The organism is Pseudomonas sp. MH10 (assembly GCF_034353045.1).
Classification (GTDB): Bacteria; Pseudomonadota; Gammaproteobacteria; order Pseudomonadales; family Pseudomonadaceae; genus Aquipseudomonas.
In genome coordinates, this window is sequence record NZ_CP133783.1 from 1,838,729 (window position 1) to 1,864,506 (window position 25,778).

Below are 25,778 nucleotides of genomic sequence, written 5' to 3' on the forward strand. Positions count from 1 at the left end.
TGAACGGTGTAAAAAGCGCCCCATTCTTTCGAAGCATATTAGCTATCACGGCCACGACCCTTTTTACTTGCGGGCGAAACCATTAGCCTGCGCGCTATCAAAAGCGCGAACGAGAATGTCCATGAGTATTACGACCCACACCGACCACTCCCACACCATGACGCGCGGGAGGGTGACGTTGTTCGCGTTTTGCTGTGGCGCCATCGTCGGCAATCTTTATTACGCCCAGCCGATCATCGAGTTGATTGCGCCTGACATCGGCCTGTCCAGCACCATGGCCAGCATGATCGTGTCGCTGACTCAGATTGGTTACGCCATTGGCCTGTTTTTCCTCGTGCCGCTGGGTGACCTCTTGGAGAACCGCCGGCTGATGATCATGACCGCGCTGCTGGCGATCATCAGTTTGTTGGGGGCGGCGTTCAGTCAACAGCCGAATGTGTTCCTGCTGGCGTCGTTACTGGTGGGTTTCAGTTCGGTGTCGGTGCAGATCCTGATCCCGCTGGCCGCGCATTTGGCGCCTGAGGAATCCCGAGGTCGGGTGGTCGGCAGCATCATGGGTGGGCTGTTGCTGGGTATTTTGCTGGCGCGACCGTTGTCCAGCGTGATTGCCGACCACTTCGGCTGGCGGGCGGTGTTTATCACGGCGGCAGTCGTTATGACATTGATCAGCGTGGTGCTCGCCACCACCATGCCAAAACGTCAACCCAGCCACAGCGCGTCGTATCGCCAACTGCTGGGTTCGCTGTGGACCTTATTGCGCACTCAACCGGTGCTGCGTCAGCGGGCGCTTTATCAAGGATTGATGTTCGCCGCGTTCAGCCTGTTCTGGACTGCGGTGCCGGTAGAACTGGCGCGTAATCACGGGCTGTCGCAGACGCAAATTGCCTTGTTCGCATTGGTCGGGGCCATTGGCGCCATTGCCGCGCCCATCAGTGGTCGTCTGGCTGACGCCGGGCATACGCGCATCGCCAGTTTACTGGCCTTGATACTGGCCGTGTTGAGCTTCTTGCCTGCACTGATTCACCCGGTGTACAGCGTGGTCGGGTTGGCCGTGACCGGCGTAGTGCTCGATTTTTGCGTGCAAATGAACATGGTGATGGGTCAGCGCGCGGTTTACGCGCTGGATGCCAACAGCCGCAGCCGCCTGAATGCGTTGTACATGACCAGCATCTTTATCGGCGGGGCTATTGGCTCGGCAGTCGCCAGTGTGTTGTATGAACAAGGCGGTTGGTTATGGATCGTGCTGGTGGGTAGCGCGCTGCCGTTGATCGCGCTCATCAGTTTCCTGCTGAACGCGGTCAGTGAACGACGTATCGCGATGAGCACTGATTGATTATCTGTAGCCAACTTGTTGGCGAGGCGGTGTATCGGAGATCCTTCGCCAACAAGTTGGCTCCTACAATTTGCGGCGTGGATCAGATCAGCTTTTGCTTGATTTTTTGGCGACTGACGCACCGCTTTCGTTGGCAAGCCTCCCACAGGATCTCCATCCAATACCACCTTTCTGGATGGCAAAAACCCTGTGGGAGCAGGCTTGCCTGCGAAGGATTCAGGGCTAACTCAAAGATGCAACGCATGCCCCAACGCGCGCAGCGCGGCTTCGTGCACGGCCTCGCCCAAGGTCGGGTGGGCGTGGATGGTGCCGGCGATGTCTTCCAGTCTTGCGCCCATTTCCAGGGATTGGGCGAACGCGGTGGATAACTCCGACACGCCGACGCCAACCGCCTGCCAGCCCACAATCAAATGATTGTCACGTCTGGCCACTACGCGCACGAAGCCGCTTTTCGATTCCAACGTCATTGCCCGGCCATTGGCCGCAAACGGGAAGCTCGCGACCAGACAATCCAACCCCAGCGCGTTTGCTTCCTCCGGGGTTTTACCGACCACCACTAATTCCGGGTCGGTAAAACACACGGCGGCAATCGCCACCGGGTTGAATTCTCGGGCGTTGCCTGCGATCAATTCCGCGACCATTTCCCCTTGGGCCATGGCGCGGTGGGCCAACATCGGTTCGCCAGCCAGATCACCGATGGCCCAGACGTTACGCATGCTGGTCTGGCAACGGTCGTCGATTTTCACCGCCGCGCCGTTCATGTCCAGCCCCAGCGCTTCAAGGTTCCAGCCCTGGCTGTTCGGTTTGCGCCCCACCGCCACCAGCACTTGATCAGCGGTCAGGGTTAAGGCCTGGCCTTCGGGATCACGGACTTGCAGTGTCCGGGTTTCAGGGTCAAAGCCTTGGACGCTGTGTTGCAGGTAAAGCTTCACGCCGAGGTGTTTCAAAGTCTCGGCGATGGGTTGAGTGAGTTCCTGATCGTAAGCAGGCAAGATCCGATCACGGGCCTCGACCACACTGACCTCGGCGCCCAACTTGCGGTAAGCAATGCCCAACTCCAAGCCGATATAACCGGCGCCAACCACGATCAAGTGCTTGGGAATCGCTTCGGGCATCAGCGCTTCGGTAGACGAAATGACCGGTCCACCAAGCGGCAGCATCGGCAGGTTGACCGAAGTCGAACCGGTGGCCAGCAGTAAGTGCTCGCACTGGATACGCTGACTGCCTTTTTCACCGGTCACTTCAACGGTTTTGCCATCAATGACTCGAGCCCAGCCGTGAATGACCTGCACCTTGTTTTTCTTCAGCAGCGCCGCGACGCCGGTGGTCAAGCGATCAACGATGCCGTTCTTCCAGTTCACGCTTTGGCTAATGTCCAATGTCGCCGACGGTACGCTAATACCCAAGGCAGAAGGCGTGGTGAACGAACGAGTTTGGTGAAACTGCTCTGCAACATGAATCAACGCTTTGGAGGGAATGCACCCGACGTTCAAACAGGTGCCGCCCAATGCCTGGCCTTCCACCAGAATCGTTGGGATGCCCAGTTGACCGGCACGAATCGCCGCCACGTAACCGCCAGGGCCGCCGCCGATAATCAGCAACGTGGTACTTAACGTCTGCGGCATGATTACTCCAAAAATAGCGTGGCGGGTTGTTCGAGCAAGCCGCGAATGGCCTGGATGAATTGCGCCGCGTCCATGCCATCGACCACGCGGTGATCGAAGGAGCTGGAGAGGTTCATCATTTTCCGAATCACAATCTGGCCGTGGATCACCATCGGCCGTTCGACAATACGATTGACGCCGACGATGGCCACTTCCGGCAGGTTCAACACCGGGGTGCTGACGATACCGCCCAAGGGGCCAAGACTGGTCAAAGTGATGGTGGAACCGGACATTTCATCGCGACTGGCTTTGCCAGTGCGAGCGGCGTTGGCCAAGCGTGAGATTTCCTCGGCATTGGACCACAGGCTGCGGGTTTCCGCGTGGCGTAACACCGGCACCATCAAGCCGTTGTCGCTTTGGGTGGCGACGCCAACATGGACCGCGCCGTGACGGGTGATGACCTGCGCTTCGTCGTCGTAACGCGCGTTGATCTGCGGAAAGTCGCGCAATGCCACGACCATCGCCCGGACCAGAAACGGCAACAGGGTTAACTTGCCGCGACTGGCGCCCCACCTGTGATTGAGGTGAGCCCGCAGCTCTTCCAGCGCCGTGACGTCGACTTCTTCGACATAACTGAAATGCGCGGCCCGGCGAGTCGCGTCTTGCATGCGTTGGGCGATTTTGCGGCGCAGGCCGATGACCGGAATTTGCTGTTCGTCGTTGCGCTGAGCATAGGCGCAGTTCGGTGCCGGGATGGGCGTGTCGCGCTGTTCTATGTACGCGTCGAGGTCTTCATGGCGAATGTGCCCGGCCGGACCGCGACCCTGCACCAGGCGCAATGCGATGCCCAAGTCCAGTGCGCGTTTGCGTACGGCCGGGGACGCCAAAGGGCGTTCGTCGGGTGCGCGGGAAACAGGGGTGTGCGGCGAGGGTTTGGCTTCAGCAGGTGAAGGCTTCGCTGCCGCCTCAACCTTTACCTGGACAACGGGCGTCTCAACCTGCACGGGCTCAGTCTTGGCAACACCTGCCGATTCCCGGTGATTGCCCTCGCCCTCCACTTCAATCCGAATCAATTCACTGCCAACTGCCATTACCTCACCGGGCTGCCCGCCCAAGGCGATAACAATGCCTGCCACCGGAGACGGAATATCCACCGTGGCCTTGTCGGTCATCACATCGGCCACGACCTGATCTTCGACCACCCGGTCGCCGACTTTGACGAACCACTCCACCAATTCCACTTGCGCGATGCCTTCGCCAATGTCCGGCATTTTAATAACATGCGTGCCCATTCAGACCTCCATAACCCGTTTCAACGCCGCGCCCACTCGGGACGGACCTGGGAAATACGCCCACTCTTGCGCATGCGGGTACGGGGTATCCCAACCGGTAACGCGTTCAATGGGTGATTCCAGGTAATGGAAGCAGTGCTCTTGAACCAGCGCCACCAACTCGGCGCCGAAGCCGCAGGTCCGGGTCGCCTCATGCACCACCACGCAACGACGAGTTTTTTTCACGGAATTGACGATGGTTTCCAAGTCCAGCGGCCACAAGCTGCGCAGGTCGATGACTTCCGCATCGACCCCGGTTTCTTCGGCAGCGACTTGTGAAACGTAAACAGTGGTGCCATAGGTCAGCACCGTTACGTCGTTGCCGGGACGTGCAATTGCCGCCACGTCCAGCGGCACTTTGTAATAGCCGTCTGGCACGGCGCTGGCCGGGTGCTTGGACCATGGCGTTACCGGTCGGTCGTGGTGGCCGTCGAACGGGCCGTTGTACAAGCGCTTGGGTTCTAGAAAAATCACCGGGTCATCGCATTCGATGGAGGCGATCAACAGGCCTTTGGCGTCATACGGATTCGACGGCATCACCGTGCGCAAACCGCAGACTTGGGTGAACATCGCTTCGATGCTTTGGCTGTGGGTTTGGCCGCCGTAGATGCCGCCGCCGCAGGGCATGCGCAGGGTCATCGGGGCGGTGAATTCTCCGGCCGAGCGATAACGCAAGCGGGCTGCTTCGGAAATGATCTGATCCGACGCGGGGTAGACGTAATCGGCGAACTGAATCTCGACCACTGGCCGCAGCCCGTAGGCGCCCATGCCCACCGCGACGCCGACGATCCCGCTTTCCGAGATTGGCGCGTCGAACACCCGCGAGGTGCCGTATTTGCTTTGCAGCCCTTCGGTGCAGCGGAACACGCCGCCGAAGTAACCCACGTCCTGACCGAATACCACCACGTCATTGTCGCGCTCAAGCATCACGTCCATGGCCGAACGCAGCGCCTGGATCATGGTCATGTTGGTGGTGGTCATGGCGGTGTCCAACTGGATGTCATTGTTGAAGTCGTTCATGTCAAATCCCCAGTTCCTGACGCTGCCGACGCAGGTGCTCGGGCATCTCTTTATAGACGTCGTCGAACATCGTTGCGGCGCTGGGCGTTTGTCCGCCAGCCAGCGTGCCGTAGCGCTCGGCTTCCTTCTGCGCAGCGATAATCTCGGCTTCGAGCTCAGCGCTGGTGGCGGCGTGCTCTTCCTCGGACCATTGGCCGATGTGAATCAGATGCTGCTTCAAGCGCAGAATCGGATCGCCCAACGGGAAGTGGCTCCAGTCATCGGCCGGGCGGTATTTCGATGGATCATCGGAGGTCGAATGCGGACCGGCGCGGTAAGTGACCCACTCGATCAGCGTCGGCCCCAAATTGCGCCGCGCACGTTCAGCGGCCCAGGCCGAGGCGGCATAAACGGCGACAAAATCGTTGCCATCCACGCGCAACGAGGCAATCCCGCAGCCGACGCCACGACCGGCAAAGGTCGTCGCTTCACCGCCGGCAATCGCTTGGAAAGTAGAGATGGCCCATTGGTTGTTGACCACGTTGAGGATCACCGGTGCGCGGTACACGTGGGCGAATGTCAGGGCGGTGTGGAAGTCGGATTCAGCGGTGGCGCCGTCACCGATCCAGCCCGAGGCAATTTTGGTGTCGCCTTTGATCGCCGAAGCCATGCCCCAGCCCACCGCTTGCACGAATTGCGTTGCGAGGTTGCCGGAGATGGTGAAGAAACCGTAGTCGCGCACTGAGTACATGATCGGCAACTGACGGCCTTTAAGCGGGTCGCGTTCGTTGGACAGCAGTTGGCAAATCAGGTCCACCAACGGCACTTCACGGGCCATCAAGATGCTTTGTTGACGGTAGGTCGGAAAGCACATGTCGGTCACGTTCAAGGCTAGGGCTTGCGCGCTACCAATCGCCTCTTCGCCGAGACTCTGCATGTAGAACGACATTTTTTTCTGACGCTGGGCGACCACCATGCGGTTGTCGAAAATTCGCGTCTTGAGCATGGCGCGCATGCCTTTGCGCAAAATTTCTACTGGAACGCCTTCGGCCCAAGGCCCCAAGGCTTGGCCTTGATCGTCAAGAACGCGGATCAAACCTTTGGCGAGGTCGGCGGTGTCTGCCGGCTCGACGTCAATCGGCGGCTTGCGCACCAGACCGGCGCCGGTCAGCCGCAGGTAGGAAAAATCGGTTTTACAGCCTGGACGGCCGGAAGGTTCAGGAACGTGCAGACGCAGGGGTTCGTATTCGTTCATGGCTATTCTCTACGCTCGGTCTTGTCATGTATTTATTATTGGGCGTTAGGTTAAGCGTTGGAGCGGTGTCAATGTGTTGGACAAACCGATGCAGGTCTTGTCCTACACAAATCATATTCCTGAGTGTGGAGAATATTTTTCTCATGTTGGTTGCGCGAACGGTCATTTAAAGACAATTATTCTAAATAACTACAACAAACAGGCGTATTTGTCTCATGAGGAAGCTGGATCGGACGGATATAGGGATTCTCAACAGCCTTCAGGAGAATGCCCGCATCACCAACGCGGACCTCGCACGCTCAGTCAACCTGTCCCCTACCCCGTGTTTTAACCGGGTCAAGGCGATGGAGGAATTGGGGCTTATCCGCCAACAAGTCACCCTGCTAGACCCCGAATTATTGGGCCTGCACGTGAACGTGTTTATCCACGTCAGCTTGGAAAAGCAGGTCGAAGAAGCGTTGCACGTGTTCGAAGACGCCATCGCCGACCGGCCGGAGGTCATGGAGTGTTATTTAATGGCCGGCGATCCGGATTACATGCTCCGGGTGCTAGTTCCGACCATTCAATCACTGGAACGGTTTCTCCTCGACTTCCTGACCAAAGTGCCCGGCGTGGCGAATATTCGCTCCAGTTTCGCGCTGAAGCAGGTTCGCTATAAAACCGCGTTGCCGTTGCCCGCCAATGGCTTGAGCCTCGGCCTCTAAGGCGGTCGATTGCCGCTTACAATAAGGCCTGATTGATCCGATGAAATATTCCCGATCTTCGCGATTTCCGTCGATGCTGCGCAAAGTCTTGCGGCCGTTGCTGGACCCGTATCGGCGTTACCGCCACGCACGGCTGATTCACTCGGTGCGCGTGTCGCTGGGCTTACTCGCATCAATCTTGCTGACCACCGGTATCAACCTGCCCCACGGCGAATGGGCCTCGATCACCATGTTGGTGGTGATTGGCGGCCTGCAACACCACGGCAACATCGGCAAAAAAGCCGCCGAACGCGCGTACGGCACGCTGATCGGTGCAGCGGTGGGCCTGCTGTTTATTGCCCAGTTCGCCTTTTTTGGCAGCCCGACCCTCACCTACGTCGGCATTTCGGTGGTTTGCGGCTTTTTTGCCTACCACGCGATTGGCAAAGGTGGTTACACGGCGCTGCTGTCGGCGATCACAGTGTTTATCGTCGCCGGGCATGGCGACAACCCGGTGGCCGATGGCCTTTGGCGCACCGTGGACATCCTGATCGGCATCGTCCTGGCCCTGGCGTTTTCCTTCGCCTTGCCGCTGTACGCGGTGTTCTCCTGGCGCTACAACCTGGCCAGTGCATTACGCGATTGCGCGGCGATGCATACCCGGATCATCAGTGGTCAATCGGTCACCGACGATGAGTATTTGAAGCTAATGAACCGCTTGAACGGCGCCATGGTGCAATTGCGGTCGCTAATGCCGTCGGTGTCCAAGGAGGTGAAGATCTCGGTCAATCAACTGGATGCGATCCAGCGCAACCTGCGCATGTGCATCAGTACCCTGGAAATCCTCGCCAACACCCGACCCGACACCCACGATCAACAGGCAATGGCCTCGCTGCATTTAGCGCTGAAAAATGAAAACCGGCAGATACGCATGCAACTGGTCGGCATGGCCCGCGCCCTGCAAACCGGCAATGCCGAGCGTCTTGAACGGCCGGTCAATGGCGTGGAAAAAGACCCCATGACCGGCACACCGGTTTACTCGGCACTGGACGGCTACCGATTATTGACGCTGCAATTGGCGGCCAATATCGACGACATGCGCCAACGGCTGGCCAAGGTTTCCGGGCAATGGACGATTTGAGGGTGGGTCCGACACTAGGCTGTGCGGTACTCCACCGTCAGGTGCGTCACTTCGTGTACCGGCGCCAATCGCTGGCGAATGATGTCAGCATTGATCGCCGGACTGCCCAAGACGCTGACAATCGCCGCCCGTGCTTCAGGGCCGACACGCCATACGTGGAGATCGGTAATCGTCGCGTCGTCGGTCTCGCCAAGAATCTCGCGGATTTCTTGCGCGACAGGGTCATCGGTCTTGTCGAGCAATACCCCAGCGGTGTCGCGCATTAGCGTCCAGGCCCAGCGCGCAATCACCAACGCGCCGACCACGCCCATGGCCGGATCCAGCCAGACCCAACCCAAATATCGACCGGCGAGCAAGGCCGCGATGGCAAGAATGGAGGTCAGTGCATCCGCCAACACATGGACATAGGCTGATCGCAGGTTGTTGTCTTGGCTATGGGCCCCGTGGCCGTGAGTTTCATGACCATGATCATGCCCGTGCTCATGGTGGTGGTGACCATGGCTACCGGACAGCAACAGCGCACTGACGATGTTCACGGCAAGACCAACGATTGCGATCAACGTCGCGGTACCAAATTGCACTTGGGTCGGTTCAAACAAACGCAGCACTGACTCGAAACCAATCCCTATGGACACCAGACCCAGTATCAGCGCCGACGCAAACCCGCCCAAATCACCCACTTTTCCGGTGCCGAAACTGTATCGGGCGCTGGCTGCATTGCGCTTGGCGTAGCTATACGCCGCCGCTGCAATGCCCAAAGCCCCGGCGTGCGTTGCCATATGAAAACCATCAGCGAGCAAGGCCATTGAACCGGTCAGATAACCTGCCGTAATTTCACCGACCATCATCACCACGGTTAGTGCTACCACCCATAGGGTGCGCTGGGCATTTTCATCGTGCGCCGCACCCAAAAAAACATGGTCGTGGGTGTAATTCAGCTGTGAACTCATCATCGTGTAGACCTTCTATTTTGAATAGCGGCGAATGGCTTCAAGCAGTTCTTCAACGCCTATGGCGCGCTCTTCGTCACTCAACTCAGGGTTTGCCACGTGCTCGCGGGCGTGGGCTTCAATGAGTTCATCCATTAAGCCGTTGATTGCACCCCGTGTTGCCGCGACCAAGTGCAGGGTCTTTGCGCAGTCTTGGTCGGACTCCAGAGCGCGCTCCACGGCGTTGATTTGCCCGGCAATGCGTTTCACCCGTTTCAGCAACTCGTCTTTGTTAGACATTATGTGAGACATACCATACCCCCCCTCCCTATACAGGGAGGGGATATTCACAAAAAGTGCCACGTCGCGCAAGTCTTAAACCGCGAGACGTGAGACTTCCATCGCTCGGCAGTGCTGGACAGAAGTGTCTTTGCGTTGGAAAGTGAATCGCAATTGAGCTGGATTTTTTAGGTTACATTTTCAATCTGGGGGTAAAGCCATGATCACCGCGAGCGTTCTCGACCACCTGTTTCCCACCGCTGCCGGCATCCCGGAAATGTATCGACTCAACGGTGAAATTGAACAGCGCGAGTATTTGGTTAACGGCGTGTTGGAAATCTGGCCGGGGCCGCTGGCCCGTGTTCATAGCCCGGTTCACCTGACGACTGATCACGGCGACGAGCAAGTCATTCTCGGCAGTACGCCGTTACTGGATGCCGCCACCGCCTTGACCGCGCTGGACGCCGCCGTTGACGCCTACGCCCGTGGCCAGGGAAGCTGGCCAACGATGCGCGTTGCCGAACGAATCCAGCACGTTGAAGCGTTTTTGCTGCGCATGCGCGAGCAACGCTCGGCGGTGGTCAAACTGCTGATGTGGGAAATCGGCAAAACCCTCAAGGACTCCGAAAAAGAGTTCGACCGCACCTGTGACTACATCGTCGAAACCATCAATGCGCTCAAAGAATTGGACCGTCGCTCCAGTCGTTTCGAGCTAGAGCAAGACACCCTCGGCCAGATCCGTCGCGTGCCCATGGGCGTCGCCCTGTGCATGGGGCCCTATAACTATCCATTGAACGAAACCTTCACCACGCTGATTCCGGCGCTGATCATGGGCAATACCGTGGTCTTCAAACCGGCCAAGCTGGGCGTGTTGTTGATCCGTCCGCTGCTCGAAGCCTTCCGCGACAGCTTCCCGGCGGGGGTGATCAACGTGATCTACGGCAGCGGCCGAGAAACCGTCAGCGCGCTGATGGCCAGCGGCAAGGTGGACATCTTCGCCTTCATCGGCACCAACAAAGCCGCCAGCGCCCTGAAAAAACTGCACCCGAAACCTCACCGTTTGCGCGCTGCGTTGGGCTTGGACGCGAAGAACCCCGGCATCGTGCTGCCAAGCGTCGATCTGGACAACGCCGTCAGTGAATGCCTGACCGGCTCGTTGTCGTTCAACGGCCAACGCTGCACCGCGCTGAAGATTTTGTTCGTTCACGAAGAGGTGGTGGACAGCTTCATCGAGAAATTCAACCACAAACTCGAAGCCCTCAAACCCGGCATGCCATGGGAACCCGGCGTGTCTTTGACGCCGCTGCCAGAAAAAGGCAAAACCGATTACCTGAGTTCAGTGGTGGCCGACGCTGTCAGTAAAGGCGCGAAGGTGGTTAACGCCAAAGGCGGAGAAATTCGCAGCTCATTCTTCTACCCTGCGGTGCTATACCCGGTCACCACCGAGATGCGCATCTATGCCGAAGAACAATTCGGCCCGGTCGTGCCCATCGTCCCCTACCGCGATCTGGACACCGTGATCGACTACGTACTTGAGTCGGATTTCGGCCAGCAACTGAGCCTGTTCGGCAACGACTCGGCTGAAGTCGGACGCTTGGTGGACATCTTCGCTAACCAGGTCGGGCGCATCAACATCAACGCCCAATGCCAACGCGGGCCAGACACCTTCCCGTTCAACGGCCGGAAAAACTCGGCCGAAGGGACGTTATCGGTCCATGACGCGTTGCGGGTGTTTTCAATTAGGACCTTGGTCGCGACCAAGTTCCAGGACGGCAACAAAGCACTGATCAGCGAGATTATTCATAATCACGAGTCGAATTTTTTGACCACTGATTATATTTTCTGATCATTTGAACGGGGGCAGACCGTGACCGATCACAGCAAACGCGAGCGTACTCGCAGCATCCTGCGGTGGGTGGTCGCGGTGTTCTACTTCACGGCGGGCATCTTTCACCTGTACGCCACCGACGGTTTCGTCGGCATCGTGCCCGACTGGGTGCCCTACCCGCACGCCACGGTGATTATCACGGGTTTGTGTGAACTGATCGGGGCGGTCGCTTTGTTGACCCACCGCTTTCGAAAACTTGCCGCAATCATGCTCGCGCTGTACGCAGTGTGCGTGTTCCCAGCGAACATCAAACACGCGATTGACCATTTGCCCATTGGCGGGATGGTGCTGGGTTGGGGTTATCACGGCCCCAGATTGGCGTTTCAGCCGGTGCTGGTGTGGGTGGCGTTGTTTAGTGGGGCGGTGGTGGATTGGCCGTTTAGGGGGCGAAATGAGGTCGACGGCTGAGGGGTTGGTCGACATTTGGGACCGAGTGCTACGAAGACATACACCTGTGGGAGCCAACTTGGTGGCGAAAAATCCATTTGGTTGTATCAGGTACACCGCCTCGCGAACACGCTCGCTCCTACCGAGGAACAACCAATCCCGGTGGGACCGAATGTATTCGGGAGTGGATTTAAAGAGTGACATAGCCTCTTCCCGAATGAATTCGGTCCCACGGATTCTGGCGCTGCAAAGGTCTCTGTAGCTGCGCAAGGCTGCGATCAGATGTCAGTGCCTACTCTTCCGTGTCTGCCAAAAGTCTCTGTGGGAGTTGGCTTGCCAACGAAAGCGTCATTGCAGGTAACCCAAGGTTTGAGGTCGATATCAGCGGCGTGACTACGGGCTTCTTCGCAGGCAAGCCTGCTCCCACAATGAAATCCCAGAGCCGTTGCGGCTTCACGAGAACATCGCAACTTTCAAGTCATTGAGTTATGTGGCTGACAGCAGCAGGCACGTTTCGGAGTTTCTGCTACATCCTGAAGATTAAAACACGGATGAATCGGATGACCCCGCAAACCACCCGCCCGTCGACCACGGCCATGCTACTATCGCCCCTCATTCGCAACAGCTCGGCATCGTCGTGAACCTTCCTATTCTCTTCTTTGTCTGCCCATGACTTCGACCTCTGACACGCCATCTGATCTGCCAACAGTTCTTGTGGTGGACGACGAACGGCGCTCGCGAGAATCGTTGTCGCGGGTGTTGAATCAGGAGTTTGAGGTGCTGCTGGCCGATTCGGCGCTTGAGGCGCGCACGCTGCTTGAACAGCATCCGGTGTCGGTGATTCTGTGTGATCAGCGCATGCCCGGCATGAGTGGTATTGAGTTCCTCAAGGAAGTCCGGGAGCGCTGGCCGGAGTCGGTACGGATTGTCCTTTCCGGCTACACCGATTCAGAAGACATCATCAACGGCATCAACCACGCAGGGATTTATCAGTACCTGCTTAAGCCCTGGTTGCCGGAGCATTTGCTGAGCACGGTGCGCAGCGCGGTGGAAAGCCAGTCACTGCAAAACCACATGCAGCGACTTGATCTTGAGCTGCGCGCCGGGACGCCGGTATTGCGTCGGCGCAGCCAAGAGGCCCTTACACGGGTTCGGGATGCCTTCGACTTTTCACGCATCGTGCGTTCTGCCGGCGGCCCGCTCGACGCCATCTGTGAAATGGCGGCACGGGTCGCCCGCTATGACCTGTCGGTGCTGCTGCTGGGTGAGTCGGGTACCGGTAAAGAGCTGCTTGCTCGCGGCATCCACTATGCCAGCCCCCGCGCCGCCAACGCGTTTGTCATGGAAAACTGCGCGGCGTTGCCCGATACCCTGCTGGAGTCCGAGCTGTTCGGGCACAAGCGCGGCGCCTTTACCGGCGCTCATCAGGATCACGTAGGCCTGTTTCAACGCGCGAATGGCGGCACGCTGCTGCTCGACGAAATCGGTGATACGTCGCCGGCGTTTCAGGTCAAGTTGCTGCGGGTTCTCCAGGAAGGCGAGCTACGCCCGGTGGGCGCATCGAGCACGGTGCGGGTCGATGTGCGGGTGATCGCCGCGACCCACCGCGACCTGGAAGAAGACGTGCGCACCGGGCGCTTTCGCAGCGACCTTTATTACCGGCTGGCGGGCGTCAGTCTGGCGCTGCCGCCGCTTCGCGAACGCAGTGCCGATATATTGCCAATTGCCAACAAACTGCTCGATGACGCCCGTCTGGAACTTGACTTGCCGGGACTCACGTTCGCCAGCGATGCCATGGCCAGCCTGATCGGCTACTCCTGGCCCGGCAATATTCGCGAATTGCGCAACGAGATCTACCGCGCCGCCGCCCTGTCTGACGGCGCACAAATTAATGCCCGTGCGTTCTCCTGGCGAGTGCTGCAAGGTCAGGCCCGGCTTGCCCTGGCCGCCAGCCTTCCCACTTCAAGTCCGACCGGCACCTTGCAAGAGCAACTCGACGCCATTGAGGCAACACTGCTAAAAGAGTCGTTGTTGCGTCATCGTTGGAACAAGACCCACGCGGCGCGTGAATTGGGTCTGTCCCGCGTAGGGTTGCGCCAGAAGCTGCGTCGCTTCGGGCTGGAGGAATCTTGATGGAAGGTAAAGCGTTCAACGTGCTTTGGCTGCAATCGGGCGGCTGCGGCGGCTGCACGATGTCATTGCTGTGCGCCGACACCCAAGACTTCGCCGGCATGTGGCGCAACGCCGGAATCGAGCTGCTTTGGCATCCCTCGCTGTCGCTGGAAAGTGGCGACGAAATGCTCGACATCCTCAACGACTGCTTACAGGGCCGCACCCGCCTGGATGCGTTATGCATCGAAGGCTCCTTGCTGCGCGGGCCGAACGGCACCGGGCGTTTCCACATGCTGGCTGGCAGCGGTCGGGCGATGATCGACTGGGTCCGGGATTTGGCCGGTATCGCCGAATACACACTGGGCATCGGCACGTGCGCGGCATATGGCGGAATCACCGCTGCCGGCAACAACCCCACCGATGCCTGCGGCTTGCAATACGACGGGCACCGAATCGGCGGCTTATTGGGCGCAGATTACCGCTCACGTCGGGGTTTGCCGGTGATCAACGTTGCCGGGTGCCCGACGCATCCGGGCTGGGTCACCGATACGCTCATGGCTTTGGCTGCGGGATTATTCGTCGAGTCTGACCTGGACATCCTCGCTCGGCCGCGCCTTTACGCTGATCAGTTGGTTCATCACGGTTGCACCCGCAACGAATTCTACGAATACAAAGCCAGTGCCGAGAAGCCGTCGGACATTGGCTGCATGATGGAAAACCTCGGCTGCGTCGGCACTCAGGCCCACGCCGATTGCAACACGCGCCTTTGGAACGGTGAAGGCTCCTGCACCCGTGGCGGCTATGCCTGCATCAATTGCACGGCGCCGGGCTTCGAGGAGCCGGGGCATGCGTTCAACCTCACGCCCAAGGTGGCCGGGATTCCCGTTGGTTTGCCGACTGATATGCCCAAAGCCTGGTTTGTCGCCCTGTCTGCGTTGTCCAAATCGGCGACGCCTAAACGGGTCAAGCTGAACGCCACGGCCGACCATCAACTCATCGCCCCCATCGTGCGTCTTCCACGGCACTAGGAATGTTTTATGTCTCGTCTGGTGGTGGGTCCGTTCAATCGCGTCGAAGGTGACCTCGAAGTGCAACTTGAGGTCGAGGAGGGCCGCGTGCGTTCGGCGCAGGTCAACGCGACGATGTTTCGGGGCTTTGAGCAGATTCTGTTGCAGCACTCGCCCCTCGATGCGCTGGTGTACGCGCCGCGCATCTGCGGGATTTGCTCGGTCTCGCAGTCGATTGCCGCCGCCCGCGCGCTGGCTTCATTGGCCGGTGTTCAACCGCCGGATAACGGCTTGGCGACGATCAACCTGATGGCCGCGACGGAAAATCTGGCCGACCATCTCAGCCATTTCTACTTATTTTTCATGCCGGACTTCGTTCGCCCGGTGTATGCCGAACGCCGCTGGTACGCCGCCGCTCAGGCGCGCTTCACGCCGGGCCACGGCAGCCAGCAACGGCTGGCACTGTCCGCGCGCAAACGCTTACTGGATTTGATCGGCACCCTGGGCGGTAAATGGCCGCACACAGGCTCGATCCAGCCTGGCGGCTCGACCCGCGCCATTGATGCTGCCGAGCGCATGCGCCTGCTGATGCGGGTTCGCGAGTTCCGTCAGTTCTTGGAAACTGAGCTGTTCGCCACCCCTCTGGAGCGCATCATCGGGCTGGGCAGCGAAAACGAACTGTGGGCCTGGCTGGCTGAAGCGCCGGGCCAGGGCGACCTGCGCCAGTTCCTCGACATCGCGCTGGACAGTGGTCTGGAACATTCCGGGCCGGGGCCGGGGCTGTATCTATCCTATGGCGCCTATCCGCAACCTGATGGGCAGATGGTATTTGCGCAGGGTGTATGGAATGGGGTTACGCAGCAGATAGAAGATCTGGAGCTGTCGGATATTCGCGAGGACGCCGCCCATGCCTGGCTGGATGACGCCGGCGGCCCGCTGCATCCAGCCCAAGGCCAGACTCAGCCGCTGGTAGAAAAGCCTGCCGCTTATACCTGGAACAAAGCGCCCCGACTGGCGGGGGCAGTGCTCGAAACCGGCGCCCTCGCCCGGCAGTTGATCACCGGACAGCCCTTGTTGCGCGATGCCGCCGCCCGTTGCGGGGCCACGGTTTACACCCGGGTGTTGGCGCGGCTGATGGAACTGGCCCACGTGGTGCCGCTGATGGAGCAATGGTTGCAGGCCCTGCGACCCGGTGAACCCTACTACCGCACCGCTGAACTGCCGGACAATGGCAGCGCCGTGGGCCTCACTGAAGCGGCGCGCGGTGCTTTGGGCCATTGGCTTCAGGTCGAGCAAGGGCGCATTGCCAGTTATCAGATCATTGCCCCGACCACTTGGAATTTTTCCCCGCGTGACGCCCAGGGCCGACCCGGTGCCCTTGAGCAAGCACTGGAAGGTGCGGCGGTGTTGCCTGGCGAAAAAACCCCGGTTGCAGTGCAACATATCGTTCGTTCATTCGACCCGTGCATGGTGTGTACAGTGCATTGAACCGGGAGAACGCCATGGCACGCAAAGCCCCGCCCGGCACCCTCGACGAGGACGCTTGGCTCGAAGTGATCGGCAAGATGGACGAGGTCTATTCGCAGCTAGTGCAGGACGAAATCGCCCTGGAAGAAAAGAACGCCGAGCTGGAACAGTCCCAGCAGTTCATCGCCGGGCTGCTGTCGTCCATGTCTGACGTGCTATTGGCCTGCGACCCGGAGGGGCGCATCGAAGAGTCCAACAATGCCCTGCGCAAACTGGTGGGGCGTGACGAAAGCGCGCTGCTCGGGAGCCCGGTTTACGCCTTGCTGGCTGACATCCACAGTGAAGAACAATTGCGCAAGACCCTCAATGGTCTGCGCCTGCCTAATACCAGCGCCACCCTGGAACTGAATTTCAAAGATGCCTTCGGCGCGCCGCTGCCGGTGGACATCAGTTGCACCGTGCGCAGTGTGGGCACTGGCCGCTGTGTTGGGCATGTACTGGTCGGGCGTCCGCTGGGTGAGTTGAAGCACGCCTATCGGCAATTGCATGAAGCCCACGAGGCGCTCAAGCGTACTCAACAACAATTGCTCCACGCGGAGAAAATGGCCTCGCTGGGGCGCTTGGTCGCCGGGGTCGCCCATGAACTGAACAACCCGATCAGCTTCGTGCTGGCTAATGCCCACGTGCTGGGCGGATACCGAGAGCGTTTGGAACGTTATCTGGAGGCGGTCAACACTAACGAACCCCAGGAAGTCCGTGAAACCCTGCGCCGACAATTGCGAATTGACCCATTGCTGGCCGATTTGCCGTCATTGATCGAAGGCACCATCGAAGGCGCGCAACGGACGGCTGATATTGTCAGCGCGCTGAAAAGGTTCTCAGCGGTGGACCGCGAATCGTTGGGCGAGGTGGCGCTCAATGAGGTGGTCGAACGGGCCATTCACTGGATCACCCGTGGCAGTGCACCGGACCTGCGCATTCACTGGCAACCCAGCGGCGAGCCGGTCGTACATGGCAACAGCGGGCAATTGCTTCAAGTGCTGATGAACCTGATACAAAACGCCTACGACGCCGCCCAGGCGGCTGAACGAGAAACGTCGGAGCTGTGGATAAGTGTCGAACAGGATCCCCATTGGGTCACATTAAGACTGCGTGATAACGGCGGCGGCATTGCGGTCGAACATCTGACGCAAGTGTTTGATCCGTTTTTTAGCACCAAGCCGGTTGGCAAAGGCACCGGTTTGGGGCTGTCGATCAGTTACAGCATCGTCGAACGCTGCGCAGGCCGGTTGATAGCCAGCAACCACCCGGATGGTGGAGCGGAGTTCACGCTGATTCTGCCTGGTCATAATTAAATTCGTAGAAGCTGCCCAATTCCTGTGTTGGCTTGCCAATGAAAGCGTCAATTCAGGCGCCGTAGGTTTCGGGTCAATATCAGCGGCGCGATTGCCAGCCTCTTCGCAGGCAAGCCTGCTCCCACCCCTTCAAGTCTAAACATACAAGTTGGCTTGCCAACGAAAGCGTCAATTCAGGCGCCGTAGGTTTCGGTTCAATATCAGCGGCGCGATTTCCGGCCTCTTCGCAGGCGAGCCTGCTCCCACAGAATTACGGCTGCATGCGTCCAACCCCCAGCGCGGAGCGAATCTGCTGCAAAGTAAGTATTCACTTGGCCATAATCAGTGCAAAACCAGTTTCCAGTGCCTATAACGCTCCCTCCGTAACTACGCCGCCGTACGGTACTGGCACAGGGTTTGTATGATGCTTTCTTCTGATTTTCTGACTGTCACCCTTCCTCGCGGAGTCTCCATGCCTTTATCCACCACCGCCGGAGCCGTGAAAAACGCTACGCCGTTGACCTTCAAGCGCAGCGTTGCGGCGATTTTCGTCGGGCTGTTCGCCGTGAACCTTTTGGTCTGGATCTGGGCCTTCATCGCTTTTCGCGACTTTCCGCTGCTGCTGGGCACGGCGTTTCTCGCTTACAGTTTCGGGTTGCGTCACGCCGTGGACGCGGACCATATCGCCGCCATTGATAACGTCACCCGCAAGTTGATTCAAGAAGGCCAGCCCACTGCCACCGTGGGTCTGTTCTTTTCCCTCGGCCACAGCACCATCGTGATTCTCGCGACCTTGGTCATCGCCCTAACCGCCTCGACCTTCAAGGCCAATATCGAAGCGCTGCACGGTATCGGTGGGCTGATTGGCACCTCGGTGTCCGCGCTGTTTCTGCTGCTGGTGGCGGTGATCAATCTGGTGATTCTGCGTTCGGTTTACCTGGCGTTTCGCCGAGTTCGGCGCGGCGAGCGGGTCGGCGAACTGGAAATGAATACGCTGCTGGCTGGTGGGGGTCTGATTGCCCGGCTGGTGCGACCGCTGTTCGGCCTGATCAGCCGCAGTTGGCACCTTTACCCACTGGGCTTTCTGTTTGGCCTGGGCTTCGACACCGCCACGGAAATCGGCTTGCTGGGTATTTCCGCCGCACAGGCGTCGCAGAACTTACCGATCTGGTCGATCCTGGTCTTCCCGGCCCTGTTCACTGCGGGCATGGCGCTGGTCGACACCGCTGACAGCGTGATGATGACCGGTGCCTATCACTGGGCGCTGGTGAAACCGGCGCGCAAGCTTTACTACAACCTGACCATCACCTCGGTGTCGGTGTTGGTGGCGCTGTTGGTGGGCGGCCTGGAAGCCGCGAACCTGCTGGCGTCGAACTTGAATCTGGAAGGTGGCGTGTGGGATGTGATCGCGTCGCTGAACGACAATTTCGGCTTGCTTGGCTACCTGATTGTCGGACTTTTCGCCGTGACCTGGATCCTTTCCCTGCTGTTCTATCGCTTCAAAGGCTACGACCGGCTAGACCTCAATTATCCGGCCGCCTAGCGTCATCGCGCGTACGCCCCTCCCCATAACGGTCACCTCGTTACCAGTACAGCAGACCACTGGAAACAAAGTGTCCGCCCACGGCAATCCAGCGCCAACCTGCGCTGGCTGGCCAAAAAAATAAAACCCTTTGAAAACAGCTAGATAAGCGATTTTCATAGCCAATAGTCTAACCCGCGACGAAATGGCACAGGTCTTGTAGTTACCAGGTATTACTTCCAGTAGTTGAACCGCCCATGTCAATTGCAGCCACCTTGATCCTTTGCGTACGGCTGCACCCTCGCTCACGCAACACCCACACCCCGAATCAACGCTCGCGCCTGCTGGCAGACGTTTCCTCGTCTGTCCGACAGGGCCCGCATGGCTTTTAACTTAAAAACAGCGTGCAGCCTCAGTAGAAGACGATTCCTGGGGAGGAGAAATTAGGTGATGGAAACATTTTATGAAGTGATGCGCAGACAGGGCATCTCACGTCGGAGCTTTCTCAAGTTCTGTTCGCTGACCGCGACGTCATTGGGGCTTGGCCCTGCGTTCATGCCAAAAATCGCATGGGCGATGGAAAACAAGCCGCGTACACCGGTGCTTTGGCTCCATGGATTGGAGTGCACCTGCTGTTCTGAGTCGTTCATTCGCTCCGCACACCCGCTGGCCAAGGACGTGGTGCTGTCGATGATCTCGCTGGATTACGACGACACTTTAATGGCCGCTGCCGGGCATCAGGCCGAAGCGATCCTTGATGAGGTCATGACCAAATACAAAGGCAATTACATTCTTGCCGTTGAAGGTAACCCGCCGCTGAACCAGGACGGCATGAGCTGCATCATTGGCGGCAAGCCGTTCATTGAGCAATTGAAGCGCGTCTCCAAAGATGCCAAGGCCATCATCTCCTGGGGCTCCTGCGCCAGCTGGGGTTGTGTACAGGCGGCCAAGCCGAACCCGACCCAAGCGGTGCCGATCCACAAAGTGATTTTCGATAAACCGATTATCAAAGTGCCGGGCTGTCCACCGATTGCCGAAGTGATGACCGGGGTCATCACGTACATGCTGACCTTCGACCGCTTACCTGAGCTGGATCGTCAGGGTCGGCCAAAAATGTTCTACAGCCAGCGCATCCACGACAAATGCTACCGCCGTCCAAACTTCGACGCCGGCCAGTTTGTTGAAGCGTGGGACGATGACGCCGCGCGTAAGGGTTACTGCCTTTACAAAGTCGGCTGCAAGGGCCCGACCACCTACAACGCCTGCTCGACGGTGCGTTGGAACGGCGGCACCAGCTTCCCGATTCAATCCGGCCACGGCTGCATCGGTTGTTCCGAGGAAGGTTTCTGGGACAAGGGCTCGTTCTATCAGCACCTGACGGACATCAATGCCTTTGGCGTGGAAGCCAATGCCGATCAAATCGGCCTCGCTGCCGGAGTCACCATCGGTGCCGCAGCAACGGCGCACGCCGCCGTGACAGCGCTCAAGCGCGCCAGCAACAGCAAGGCGCCGATTGCGCCGCATGACGCTCCAGCGACAAGACAGGACGACCAACGATGAGCAACTATTCGACTCAGGGTTTCGACCTGAACAGCACTGGCCGACGCATCGTCGTTGACCCAGTGACCCGTATCGAAGGCCACATGCGCGTCGAGGTCAATCTCGACGCCAATAACATCATTCGCAACGCGGTCTCCACCGGCACCATGTGGCGCGGCCTCGAAGTAATTCTCAAGGGCCGCGACCCACGCGACGCCTGGGCGTTCGTCGAACGTATTTGCGGCGTGTGCACCGGTTGCCACGCGCTGGCCTCGGTCCGTGCGGTGGAAGATGCACTGGGTATTCGTATCCCGCCGAACGCTCACTTGATCCGCGAAATGATGGCCAAGACCCTTCAAATCCACGACCACGCGGTGCACTTCTATCACCTGCACGCGTTGGACTGGGTTGATGTGGTGTCGGCACTCAAGGCTGACCCCAAGCGCACATCGGAATTGCAGCAACAGGTTTCGCCGGCTCACCCGCTGTCGTCACCGGGCTATTTCCGTGACGTGCAGAACCGCCTGAAGAAGTTTTTCGAGAGCGGCCAGCTCGGCCCGTTCATGAACGGTTACTGGGGTAACCCGGCCTACCAGCTGCCGCCAGAAGCCAACCTGATGGCGGTCACGCATTACCTGGAAGCCCTCGACCTGCAAAAAGAGTGGGTCAAGATTCACACCATCTTTGGTGGCAAGAACCCACACCCTAACTACCTGGTGGGCGGCGTGCCGTGCGCCATTAACATCGACGGCGATTTGGCCGCCGGGGCGCCGCTGAACATGGAGCGGCTGAACTTCGTTCGCGCCCGCATCGATGAAGCCCTGACCTTCTGCAAAAACGTTTACGTACCGGACGTGTTGGCCATCGGCACCATCTACAAACAGAAAGGCTGGCTGCACGGCGGCGGGCTGGCAGCGACCAACGTGATGGACTACGGCAACTACCCGAAGGTCAATTACGACGAGAGCACCAACCAACTGCCGGGCGGCGCGATTCTCAACGGCAACTGGAACGAAATTCATCCGGTTGACCCGCGCGACCCTGAACAGGTGCAGGAATTCGTCACCCACTCTTGGTACAACTACCCGGATAACGACAAGGGCCTGCACCCGTGGGATGGCATCACTGAAGCCAACTACGAGTTGGGCGCCAAAACCAAAGGCACTCGCACCGCCATTGAGGAAGTCGACGAAAGCGCGAAATACTCGTGGGTCAAATCCCCTCGCTGGCGCGGTCATGCCATGGAAGTCGGGCCACTGGCTCGCTACATCCTTGGCTATGCCCATGCTGTCCAAGGCAACCCCCACGCCCAGCGCATCAAAGAACAGCTCGACGGCGCGATGCAAGCGGTCAACCACGACCTGCCGAAAACCCTCGGCATGGTTGAGACCGACTACAGCGCCAAGATTTTGCTGCCGAGCACCATCGGCCGCACCCTGACCCGCGCGCTGGAAGCCGAATACTGCGCCGAGCTGATGGTCGACGACTGGAACGAGTTAATGACCAACATCCGCAACGGCGACCGCTCCACCGCCAACGTGGAGAAATGGGACCCGGCGACCTGGCCGAAAGAAGCCAAAGGTGTCGGCATCGTCGCCGCACCGCGTGGCGCATTGGGTCACTGGATTCGCATCAAGGACGGGCGCATCGAGAATTACCAGTGCGTGGTGCCAAGCACCTGGAACGGCAGCCCGCGTGATGCCAAGGGACAGATCGGCGCGTTTGAAGCCGCACTGATGAACACCCCCGTGGCCATCCCCGATCAGCCGGTGGAAATCCTGCGCACCCTGCACTCCTTCGACCCGTGCATGGCCTGCGCCACCCACGTGATGAGCGAGGACGGCGCCGAGCTGAGCACCGTCAAGGTGAGCTGAGTAATTAACCCAGGCATCCGGCAGGTGCGATACGGCACCTGCCCTTCCAAAGGTGAAGATATGACCCTTCAGACTGAAACCCCCATGGGCCTGCCGGAGTACGTTTACGAGGCACCGGTGCGCGTGTGGCATTGGATCAATGCCGCCTGCATTTTAGTGCTGGCGGTGACCGGGTATTTAATCGGCTCCCCACTGGCCACCCAACCGGGTGAAGCCAGCGCCCATTTCGTCATGGGCTACATCCGCTTCGCGCACTTCAGCGCCGGCTATGTGTTTGCCATTGGCCTGCTGGGCCGTACCTACTGGGCCTTGGTGGGCAATCATCACGCCCGCGAGCTGTTCTCGGTTCCGGTGCTGAGCAAAGCTTACTGGGCTGATTTCTACATCTGGCTGCGTTATTACCTGTTCGCCGGGCCGATCCCGGAGCCGACCTTCGGGCACAACCCGCTGTCGCGTTTCGCCATGTTTTTCGTGTTCCTGCTGACCTCGATATTCATGGTCCTGACCGGTTTCGCGTTGTATGGCGAAGGGTCGCAAATGGGCTCGTGGCAAGAACGGATGTTCGGCTGGGTGCTGCCGCTGCTGGGGCAATCCCAGCAAGTCCACACCCTGCACCACTTCGGTATGTGGGTGATCCTGATCTTCATAGGGCTGCACGTGTACGCCGCCGTCCGCGAAGAAATCAACGGTCGCCTCAGCCTGATCGGCGGGATGATCTCCGGCTACAAGACCTTCAAAAAATGAACACACCAGCAGAGTCACTCATGAAAACCTCAGCATCGCCCCGTCCACGCATCACCGTGTTGGGCATTGGCAATCTGCTGTGGGCCGATGAAGGCTTCGGCGTGCGCTGTGTCGAAGCGTTACAGCAACGCTATGAATTCGCGGACAACGTCGCGCTGATCGATGGCGGCACCCAGGGTTTGTACTTGATCCAGCATGTGCAGGAAGCCGATTACCTGCTGATTTTCGATGCGGTCGATTACAACCTGACCCCCGGTGAGTTGAAGTTCGTCACCGACGATGAAGTGCCTAAATTTCTCGGCATCAAGAAGTTGAGCCTGCACCAGACCGGTTTTCAGGAGGTGCTGATGCTGGCTCAACTGACCGGTCATTTCCCACAACGGGTGCTGCTGATCGGTTGCCAGCCGGAGCACATGATGGATTACGGCGGCAGCCTGCGGCCGGTCGTCAGGGCGGCCATGGAAGGCGCGTTGACCGAAGCGGTGCGGGTCCTGGAAACCTGGGGTGCCGAGCCGCGTCAACGCGCTTCGCCGCTCACCGATGAAGAGGCAGTGACCTTGCCGCACTTGGAGTTGGACCGCTACGAAGGCGAACGCCCTTCTGCGCAGAACGCTTGCCGGATCGGTGACGAACGCATTCTCGCCAGGCGCGTTTGATATGTGCATCGGACTGCCCATGCAAGTGGTAAGTGCCAACCTTGGCTCTTCCGTGTGCCGCGACCGCCACGGCCGGGACCGGCTCATCGACACCTCGCTGGTCGGCACCTGCGAGGTCGATGACTGGTTGCTGATCTTTCTCGACGCCGCCCGCGAACGCCTCGACCCACAGCGGGCGGCAGAAATCGACTCGACCCTGGTCATGCTTGAATCGGCCATGTTCGGCAACGCGCCGGAGCCGGACACCGCGCCCGGCTTCAGCCTGCCTTCAGCGATGAACGCTGAACAGCTCGCCACCCTGTTGGGCCAATCACCCATCGCTGCTGCGCCCGTGCGGCCCAACCTCAAGGAATCCACATGAGTGAATCCGCCGCTTTCATGGCGCCCATCCCTGTCACGCCGGCCATCCCTGCGCTGATCACGCGGCTGGTGGAGCAATTCGACGCCAGCTGGATTGGCTGCGAGAACCTCGACGCCTGGCTCGCCCTGGGCGGCAACTGTCTGTTGCTGCTGTGTGGCGACCCGGTGCGCCACCCTGAATCCCTGGACGTGGCGGTGGTCTTGCCCGAACTGCGCCAGGAAGTGTCCCGCCGCCACGGCTGCACCTTGCGGCTGGGTGTCGTTCATCGCGCGGAAGAAGAAGCCATCGCGGCACGTTTTGCCCTGCGCCGCTGGCCGACCTTGGTCTGGCTGCGCGACGGCGGTTACGTCACTACCATCGACGGCATGCACGACTGGGACGAATACCTGAGCCTGGCTGATAAAGCCTTGGCCCAGAGCAATGCCCGCATCCCCCTGTTCGCCGAAACGCCTGGCGCTACCGGTGGTTGCCAGTGAACGGAGGAACGCCTATGGCCCCGCAAATGTATATTCCGCTGGTCGATCTCGGTCCCGGCTCCCAAGTGGAAGAGGAAGTCCTCGAATACATCAGCATGCCCCAAGGCATGTACACCCACAGCGCGCCGATACTGCCCGAGCCGGAAGAATTGGACGAATTGCCCGGCGCACGTCAGGCGTTGCAAGACCTTCTGCACCGGCTGTATGCCTGCAACCGCGGTGAAGCAACAGAAAGCCTCGATTTGAGCGGGCTTGAAGTCGGTGATCGCACGCTGCTGGATCAACTGCTCGGTGAAGGCGAAGTCAGCATCATGCTGGTCGTGGAACCGCCGTTGCGGATTCAGGAGTCGATCTTCGCTGGGGTCTGGCGCCTCTATGGTGAAGGCCAAGATTATGTCGAGGTCGGTGCCGCCCCCGCCCAACTGCGCAGCGTTGCCCGTAACGCAGCCCAGCCAGCAGCCTTTGATATCCGGTCTGCGCTGCCGATGGGCGTGATGAACGCTCCGGCGATTCTCACCGAGATCGAAGACCAGACTCAGCACTGGCAACCCGGCAGCCCGGCCCATGTGATCAACCTGACGCTGCTGCCGTTGTCCGAGCAAGACATTGGTTTCCTCGACGTGTGTTTGCCGGTCGGCCCAGTGCGGGCATTGGCGCGTGGTTACGGCAATTGCCGGATCAGCAGCACCCTGATCCACAACTGCTGGCGCGTCACGTACTTCAATTCCCAGGATGCGCTCATTCTCGACACCATCGAGATCACCGACCTGCCAGAAGTGATCTGCGCAGCGCCGGAAGACCTCAGCGATTCGCTGGAACGTTTCGAAGATGTTATCCAATGGTTTGAAGGGCAGTGA

At 59.3% G+C, this 25,778-nt stretch carries 23 protein-coding genes; 17 read left to right on the forward strand and 6 right to left on the reverse strand.

Going from position 1 to position 25,778, the window contains the following annotated elements; genetic code table 11:
* Nucleotides 1-121: 121 nt before the first annotated feature.
* Nucleotides 122-1,333, forward strand: a complete 1,212-nt coding sequence (locus RHM59_RS08235) for an MFS transporter (RefSeq protein ID WP_322286386.1) — start codon at nt 122-124, stop codon at nt 1,331-1,333.
* 227 nt (nt 1,334-1,560) lie between these two features.
* Here the strand turns inward: RHM59_RS08235 and lpdA are convergent, their stop codons facing one another.
* Genes lpdA through RHM59_RS08255 form a run of 4 tightly spaced genes read right to left on the reverse strand, consistent with a single transcriptional unit; the run spans nt 1,561 to nt 6,522 of the window.
* Nucleotides 1,561-2,958: a dihydrolipoyl dehydrogenase gene (gene lpdA / locus RHM59_RS08240; RefSeq protein WP_322286387.1), complete on the reverse strand. Its 1,398-nt coding sequence runs from the start codon at nt 2,956-2,958 to the stop codon at nt 1,561-1,563.
* 2 nt (nt 2,959-2,960) lie between these two features.
* Nucleotides 2,961-4,229, reverse strand: a complete 1,269-nt coding sequence (locus tag RHM59_RS08245; protein WP_322286388.1) for a dihydrolipoamide acetyltransferase family protein — start codon at nt 4,227-4,229, stop codon at nt 2,961-2,963.
* Nucleotides 4,230-5,288 carry an alpha-ketoacid dehydrogenase subunit beta gene (locus RHM59_RS08250; protein WP_322286389.1) on the reverse strand — a complete coding sequence of 353 codons (1,059 nt, stop codon included), beginning with the start codon at nt 5,286-5,288 and terminating at the stop codon, nt 4,230-4,232.
* A gap of 1 nt (nt 5,289) precedes the next feature.
* Nucleotides 5,290-6,522 carry a 3-methyl-2-oxobutanoate dehydrogenase (2-methylpropanoyl-transferring) subunit alpha gene (locus RHM59_RS08255; protein WP_322165134.1) on the reverse strand — a complete coding sequence of 411 codons (1,233 nt, stop codon included), beginning with the start codon at nt 6,520-6,522 and terminating at the stop codon, nt 5,290-5,292.
* A 215-nt stretch (nt 6,523-6,737) separates the two neighbouring features.
* Here RHM59_RS08255 and bkdR point away from each other — a divergent pair, with 215 nt between their 5' ends.
* Together bkdR and RHM59_RS08265 are read left to right on the forward strand one after the other, a co-directional pair.
* Nucleotides 6,738-7,226, forward strand: a complete 489-nt coding sequence (gene bkdR, locus RHM59_RS08260; protein ID WP_322165135.1) for a Bkd operon transcriptional regulator BkdR — start codon at nt 6,738-6,740, stop codon at nt 7,224-7,226.
* A 40-nt stretch (nt 7,227-7,266) separates the two neighbouring features.
* Entirely contained in the window at nt 7,267-8,346 is a 1,080-nt protein-coding gene (locus RHM59_RS08265; RefSeq protein ID WP_322286390.1) for an FUSC family protein, read from the forward strand.
* 14 nt (nt 8,347-8,360) lie between these two features.
* Here the strand turns inward: RHM59_RS08265 and dmeF are convergent, their stop codons facing one another.
* The gene (dmeF, locus tag RHM59_RS08270; protein ID WP_322286391.1) at nt 8,361-9,299 is read right to left on the reverse strand and encodes a CDF family Co(II)/Ni(II) efflux transporter DmeF; all 939 of its coding nucleotides are present in this window, start codon (nt 9,297-9,299) and stop codon (nt 8,361-8,363) included.
* Between the two features lie 12 nt (nt 9,300-9,311).
* Nucleotides 9,312-9,587 (reverse strand): metal/formaldehyde-sensitive transcriptional repressor, encoded by a 276-nt coding sequence (locus RHM59_RS08275; protein WP_322165138.1) that lies wholly within the window; start codon nt 9,585-9,587, stop codon nt 9,312-9,314.
* A gap of 190 nt (nt 9,588-9,777) precedes the next feature.
* Between RHM59_RS08275 and RHM59_RS08280 the strand changes: the two genes are divergently transcribed.
* The 14 genes from RHM59_RS08280 to RHM59_RS08345 all read left to right on the forward strand — a co-directional run bounded on the left by RHM59_RS08280 (nt 9,778) and on the right by RHM59_RS08345 (nt 25,778).
* On the forward strand, nt 9,778-11,400 hold the full coding sequence (locus RHM59_RS08280) for an NADP-dependent glyceraldehyde-3-phosphate dehydrogenase (RefSeq protein WP_322286688.1): 1,623 nt from the start codon (nt 9,778-9,780) through the stop codon (nt 11,398-11,400).
* Between the two features lie 21 nt (nt 11,401-11,421).
* Entirely contained in the window at nt 11,422-11,850 is a 429-nt protein-coding gene (locus RHM59_RS08285; RefSeq protein WP_322165139.1) for a DoxX family membrane protein, read from the forward strand.
* Nucleotides 11,851-12,498: 648 nt separating this feature from the next.
* Nucleotides 12,499-13,962, forward strand: a complete 1,464-nt coding sequence (locus RHM59_RS08290; RefSeq protein WP_322165140.1) for a sigma-54 dependent transcriptional regulator — start codon at nt 12,499-12,501, stop codon at nt 13,960-13,962.
* Nucleotides 13,962-14,969: a HupU protein gene (locus RHM59_RS08295; protein WP_322165141.1), complete on the forward strand. Its 1,008-nt coding sequence runs from the start codon at nt 13,962-13,964 to the stop codon at nt 14,967-14,969. The genes RHM59_RS08290 and RHM59_RS08295 overlap by 1 nt, the downstream gene beginning before the upstream one ends.
* 9 nt (nt 14,970-14,978) lie before the next feature.
* On the forward strand, nt 14,979-16,436 hold the full coding sequence (locus tag RHM59_RS08300; RefSeq protein ID WP_322286392.1) for a nickel-dependent hydrogenase large subunit: 1,458 nt from the start codon (nt 14,979-14,981) through the stop codon (nt 16,434-16,436).
* Between the two features lie 14 nt (nt 16,437-16,450).
* The gene (locus RHM59_RS08305; protein WP_322286393.1) at nt 16,451-17,770 is read left to right on the forward strand and encodes a sensor histidine kinase; all 1,320 of its coding nucleotides are present in this window, start codon (nt 16,451-16,453) and stop codon (nt 17,768-17,770) included.
* 451 nt (nt 17,771-18,221) lie between these two features.
* A complete protein-coding gene (locus tag RHM59_RS08310; RefSeq protein ID WP_322286394.1) occupies nt 18,222-19,292 on the forward strand; it encodes a HoxN/HupN/NixA family nickel/cobalt transporter in 1,071 nt (356 codons plus the stop codon).
* Between the two features lie 429 nt (nt 19,293-19,721).
* A complete protein-coding gene (locus RHM59_RS08315; protein WP_322165145.1) occupies nt 19,722-20,831 on the forward strand; it encodes a hydrogenase small subunit in 1,110 nt (369 codons plus the stop codon).
* Complete coding sequence (locus tag RHM59_RS08320) at nt 20,828-22,684, forward strand: nickel-dependent hydrogenase large subunit (RefSeq protein ID WP_322286395.1); 1,857 nt, start codon at nt 20,828-20,830, stop codon at nt 22,682-22,684. The genes RHM59_RS08315 and RHM59_RS08320 overlap by 4 nt, the downstream gene beginning before the upstream one ends.
* 60 nt (nt 22,685-22,744) lie before the next feature.
* On the forward strand, nt 22,745-23,428 hold the full coding sequence (gene cybH / locus RHM59_RS08325) for a Ni/Fe-hydrogenase, b-type cytochrome subunit (RefSeq protein WP_322165147.1): 684 nt from the start codon (nt 22,745-22,747) through the stop codon (nt 23,426-23,428).
* A 20-nt stretch (nt 23,429-23,448) separates the two neighbouring features.
* Entirely contained in the window at nt 23,449-24,084 is a 636-nt protein-coding gene (locus tag RHM59_RS08330) for a HyaD/HybD family hydrogenase maturation endopeptidase (protein ID WP_322165148.1), read from the forward strand.
* A gap of 19 nt (nt 24,085-24,103) precedes the next feature.
* Entirely contained in the window at nt 24,104-24,445 is a 342-nt protein-coding gene (locus tag RHM59_RS08335; protein ID WP_322286396.1) for a HypC/HybG/HupF family hydrogenase formation chaperone, read from the forward strand.
* The gene (locus RHM59_RS08340) at nt 24,442-24,921 is read left to right on the forward strand and encodes a hydrogenase (RefSeq protein ID WP_322165150.1); all 480 of its coding nucleotides are present in this window, start codon (nt 24,442-24,444) and stop codon (nt 24,919-24,921) included. Before RHM59_RS08335 ends, RHM59_RS08340 begins: the two co-directional genes overlap by 4 nt.
* Before the next feature lie 14 nt (nt 24,922-24,935).
* Nucleotides 24,936-25,778, forward strand: a complete 843-nt coding sequence (locus RHM59_RS08345; RefSeq protein ID WP_322165151.1) for a hydrogenase expression/formation protein — start codon at nt 24,936-24,938, stop codon at nt 25,776-25,778.